Origin of the sequence: Thermogutta sp. (genome assembly GCF_014359955.1) — a bacterium.
GTDB lineage: Bacteria > Planctomycetota > Planctomycetia > Pirellulales > Thermoguttaceae > Thermogutta.
This window is the reverse complement of sequence record NZ_JACIYL010000254.1, coordinates 1-5357: the sequence shown is the minus strand read 5'-3', so window position 1 is coordinate 5357 and position 5357 is coordinate 1. Positions and strand designations below refer to the sequence as shown.

The window sequence follows — 5357 nt, the reverse complement described above, 5'->3', positions numbered from 1 at the left end:
CCGGGCGGATTTCCAACTTCGCCAAGGCTGCCGGACTCATGGAGGGAAAATTTGAAGGCATCTATTTCAACGACTCGGACGTTTATAAGGTCCTGGAAGGGGCCTCCTATGCCCTGGCGCAGCAACCGGATCCGCAGTTGGAAAAAGAGGTGGACCGGATCATCGGGTTGATCGCAGCGGCCCAACGGCCGGACGGCTATCTCAACACGTATTACACACTCACCGGCCTCGACAAACGATGGACCAACCTGCCGGTCATGCACGAGCTGTATTGTGCCGGTCATCTTTTTGAGGCGGCTGTCGCCCATTATCGCGCCACAGGCAAGCGGACGTTTCTGGACGTGGCCATCAAGCTGGCGGACCACATTGACAGCATTTTTGGTCCGGGAAAGAAGTACGGTGTGCCCGGCCATGAGGAAATCGAGCTGGCGCTCGTCAAACTCTATGAGGTGACTGGCGAAAAGCGATATCTGGATCTGGCCAAGTTTTTCATTGACGAACGCGGCGATACCAGGCACCGGCAATCCTACGGCCCGTATTGTCAGGATCATCTCCCTGTTCGGCAGCAGAGCGAGATTGTTGGGCACGCCGTCCGCGCGATGTATCTTTACTCGGGAGTGGCGGACGTCGCGGCGTACACCGGGGATCCCGAACTGATGGCGGCGATGGACCGCATCTGGAAGGACGTCACTCTCCGCAAGATGTACATTACCGGAGGAATTGGGGCACGCCATGAAGGGGAGGCGTTCGGTGAGGCGTATGAACTGCCCAATGAGTCCGCCTATTGCGAGACCTGCGCTGCGATCGGACTTGTGTTATGGGCGTATCGCCTGGGGCTGATGCACGGCGATGCCCAATATGCTGACGTTCTGGAGAGAACGCTGTACAACGGTGTGCTCTCGGGGGTAGCGCTGGATGGCGAACATTTCTTCTACGTCAATCCGCTGGCTTCCGCCGGGGATCATCATCGGCAGCCTTTCTTCGGTTGTGCTTGCTGCCCGACCAACGTGGTGCGCCTCATTCCCTCGGTGCCTGGCTATGTCTATGCGGTTCGACCTGCCCAGGGTGATCACCCCGCTGAGTTATTCGTCAACCTGTACATTGGCAGTGAGGCAAAAATTGACCTGGGACTTCCTCAACCGGTCAACATTCGGCAGAAAACGCAATACCCCTGGGACGGCCGTGTTGAACTGACTATCTCCCCGCCTGCGGAGGCGGAGTGGATACTGCGGTTGCGGATTCCCTCCTGGTGCCGAGAGGCCACGGTGGCCGTCGATGATGAGGCGGCCACCCCGGTGAATGTGAGCAATCTCGATCGGGGCTATTATGTCATTCACAGGAAGTGGAAAGCCGACGATAAGGTGACGCTCAATTTGGCGATGCCGGTCGAGCGCATCGAGGCTCATCCCAAAGTACTGGCCGATCGAGGACGCGTGGCGGTGCAGCGAGGCCCCATCGTCTATTGTCTGGAAGCCGTGGACAACGGTTTCGATGTCCGGTCCGCAGTGCTGGCCAGGGATCCGCAGTTTGAGACCCAATTTCGGCCGGACCTTCTGGGCGGAATCGTGGTGATCAAAGGCACGGCAGCGGACGGTCGCCGACTGACCTTCGTGCCCTATCACCTGTGGGATCACCGCGATCCGGGGCCCATGGTGGTGTGGGTACGGCAGGCGGGCAAACCCCGTCATCCCGACCCCAACGACCCGAGTTGGGAAGGCAAGCTGTATCGGCCGCTAGACCCAGCCAGTCTCACCGGAGACGAGGCGCTCACCGCCGCCGAAGTGGCTCGGCCTTCTGCCTCTCACTGTTGGAGATATGATTCGGTAGAGGCCCTCAACGACGGGATGGAACCAAAGGATTCCAATGATCATTCAATCCCGCGGTTTACCTGGTGGGATCATCGGGGCACTCAGGAGTGGGTCCAGTATGATTGGGAAAAGCCCGTGGCTGTGAAGGGGGTCCGCGTGTACTGGTTCGACGACGAACCCCGTGGCGGGCACTGCCGCCTGCCTGCCAGTTGGCGAATTCTCTACCGAAAAGGGGAGGCATGGCTCCCGGTGAATATTCAAGGCACTCTTCCCGTGGTCAAAAATGGCTGGAGCGAAGTTCAATTTGAACCGGTGGAGACGACCGGCCTGCGGCTGGAGGTCCAACTGCAACCCAACTGGTCGGGTGGAATTCTGGAATGGCAGGTCGTCGAAGCGCGGTAAGATGGATCCGCCGCCAATGGGCGCGCAGACGCGGTGGTCTGGGATCGCGAGGAAAAGCCTGGTTCAGTCGTGACTAATTGCTTTCCGATGCGTTCTCGGACGCCGGTCGTAGCTTGCCTGACATCAGATCGTACATCAACCCCAGGAGCGTGTCTGTGGGAATGGCGTAAGTCTCCGTCCGGCCTGCCCGCGCAATGTTGATGCCGACGACCCGACCGTCGATATCGACCACCGGTCCGCCGCAGAGCTGGGGCGGGACCACGCCGTCATGCTGGATGACCCGCGGAAAATCGTCTGCCCGGCGGCTCAGGCCGACGTCGGAGCGGTTTTGCATCTCCCGCCGCCGCTGGCTTGGCGAATCCAACTGTTTGAGGGTGGCGGTGACTTCCAGGGTTTGGTCACCGCGCCGCAATTTGAGCTTGACGGTGTCGCCAGGACGATGGCGGCGAATCGCCTCGATGACATCCGTGGTTTTGGGGGTGGGTTTCCCGTCCACTTCCAGCACAATGTCGCCTTCTTCAATTCCCGCCGCCGCGGCCGCCGACTGCTCCATCACCCGCGTGATCCGAGGACCAGCCTCGGTGTCCTCCAGCGTGACGCCCAAAATTCCGGGTTGAGGTGGAATCCGCCTCGCGGGAGCACCCACGATCCCGATGGCCAGCGGAACATCCTGGTGAAATCCGACCGAGATCATCCAGTAGCCCGGCTGGCAATCGACAGAACGAGCCCATGGGATGGCAGGCAAATGGCGTGCTTCGACCTTGAGCATGGCCAGGTCGTGCTCTTCCGAAATTCCCACAATTTCAGCGGGGAGCTCTCGATCGTCGGAAAGTTTGCAGGTGATGGGGGATTTCAGTTCGCTGGCTTTCGTGAGGATCCAGCCATCGGGGCCCACCACAGTCCCCAGGACTGTGTCGCGGCCATTGCACCGCACCATGACGACGCACGCCCGAACTTCCGGCCGGATAACATCTGCAACAACCCGTTTGACTTCTTCGCTATCCCGGCCGGGCATGGGATCCTGCCAGATTTCTCCCTTGACCAGGCGATCCCAGTTGGACCGGAAGACGTCCACGGGAACGTGATAATTCATCGTGGTGGGACCGGCAATTCTGCTGTGAATGCCCACCACCTTGCCCGTCAAATCCACCAGGGGCCCACCGGAATCTCCACCCACCAGGGGGCAGTCCGTGCGAATGAAGGTGTCCCGATTGCGAAGAACCCGGCCCAATCGGGCAACGGGCGGCCTCCCCGACATGTAACCCAGTGGATGGCCCAGCGCTACCACCCACGCTCCTTCGGACAGTTCTTTGCTCACCCCCATTTCAGTGTGGGGCCACGGGCCGGCCTCGGTGATTTTGATGAGTCCGGCGTCGGCATCCTGATACCGTCCCAGGGTTTCCCCTTTGACACGCTTTCCGTCAGCGAATATGAGTTCGCAGCTCTGGTGCGGTTCGCCCACCACATGGCCGGCGGTGAGGACATAGCCGTCCTCGGTCACGATCACCCCGCTCCCCTGCGTGTTACCGATCCGCACGCAGACGATGCATGGTTTGAGCTTTTCAATCAATTCTGCCACTTGCTTTTGCAGGCCCCGTAACTGGCCGACATCTTTGGGAGCCTCGGCCACCGGAATGGCAGGTTCCGCCCCAGCCAAAACGGCAACCTGAACCGGCGGAGAGACTGTCATCGCAAAAAGTACTACGGCCAGCCACACTCGTGGGAGTAAGCTCGAATAGCGGCGAGAGAGAACGAGAAGGTGAGATCCCATCATAACGCTGTCACTCCTGTCCCGATGAATGGACGCGCTATAAGCTCGACGTTTTCCCCTATTGTTCACAGACCGTTGTTCCGAAGCAACAAGGAAATCCCGGCCCGCGACGTGGTTGTGGGAGCTTCCGGGACGAAGAATGAAGGGTCCGCCTGGATTATGGCCGGGCTTTGACGAGCCGTATCGACGGCCGTTTTGGTGGCTCCATGCCTTCTCCCAGGTAAAATCCCGGGTGAGCCGGTTGATTGTAGCCCACGTTTTGCCACGCGACGGCCAGCCGATACACGGGATCGTGCATGAGTGTCACAAACCGATATTTGGTGGGTTCGGGGGTTGTGAAAAGATACAGAGCGCGACCGTCACTTGTTCGCCATAGGATTTCCTCCCGCCAATCGCCAAGGATATCTGCACAGAGACAGGGATTGGCCTTTGTCCCGTTATTCGACGCGCATCCGTACTGGGCTGTGTCGAGAAGTGTCACCGTGCTTTCGGTTTCAGGGATCCACTTTTCAATGCGGGTGCCGCTGAGGAGTTCTCGGAGCAGATCGCCATCCCACCACACACCCATGTTGCATGATCGTGGAGCACGTTGCGCAATGCGTTCACCTCGACAATTGTACAGTCCCTGGAGTCCCTGACCGATGGCCCAGCATTCCAGACCACGGTAGCGCGGGTCGATGTCCAGTGCCAGCCCGCGGGCTACATCAGGCGAAGCCAATCCCCACAAGATTTTGCCCGTCGCAGCGTCGCGCAGATTCGCCCCATAGGGGTGGGAAGGACGTTCGTGGATTCCGAAGACCTCGAGTCCTGGCCTGTCGGGATCAATGTCCGTCACATGGAGGGCGTCGCCGTGTCCCAGGCCCGTCGAATAAAGCCCCTCGCCGTTATGATCGATAGTGCAGGCACCGTAGATAATTTCGTCACAGCCGTCGCCGTCCACGTCCGCGACGGCCAAATTGTGGTTGCCCTGACCCCGATAAGCGCGATTAGACGCCGGGCCCGCGTCACTGTCGAAAACCCAAATCAGTTGAAGTCGCTGATTGCGATAGTTCCAGGCCGCCAGGACAGTCCGGGTGTAGTATCCCCGACACATGACCACGCTGGGATGCTCGCCGTCAAGATAGGCGACGCAAGCGAGAAATCGGTCGGAGCGATTGCCGTAATCGTCGCCCCAATCTTGGACACGACCTCGCGGCGGTACGTAGGGGACGGTCGTGATGGCGCGTCCGGTTTGCCCTTCGAAGACGGTCAGATACTCGGGTCCTGTGAGGATGAGTCCCTCGCTGTTGCGATAGCGGGCGGTAGGAGACCCGATCACATGCCCCACTCCGTCCACGGTGCCGTCGGTGGTTCGGCTAACAACTTCCGCACGCCCG

At 59.9% G+C, this 5357-nt stretch carries 3 protein-coding genes; 1 reads left to right on the top strand and 2 read right to left on the bottom strand.

Annotation, left to right across the window (positions count from 1 at the left end):
- Nucleotides 1-2210: beta-L-arabinofuranosidase domain-containing protein (locus H5U08_RS09375; RefSeq protein WP_297032407.1), on the top strand; the 2210-nt coding region annotated here is incomplete at its 5' end.
- Between the two features lie 73 nt (nucleotides 2211-2283).
- Here H5U08_RS09375 and H5U08_RS09370 read toward each other — a convergent pair.
- A complete protein-coding gene (locus H5U08_RS09370) occupies nucleotides 2284-3984 on the bottom strand; it encodes a trypsin-like peptidase domain-containing protein (protein WP_297032405.1) in 1701 nt (566 codons plus the stop codon).
- A gap of 154 nt (nucleotides 3985-4138) precedes the next feature.
- A partial coding sequence (locus H5U08_RS09365; RefSeq protein WP_297032404.1) for a rhamnogalacturonan lyase occupies nucleotides 4139-5357 on the bottom strand: 1219 nt, incomplete at its 5' end.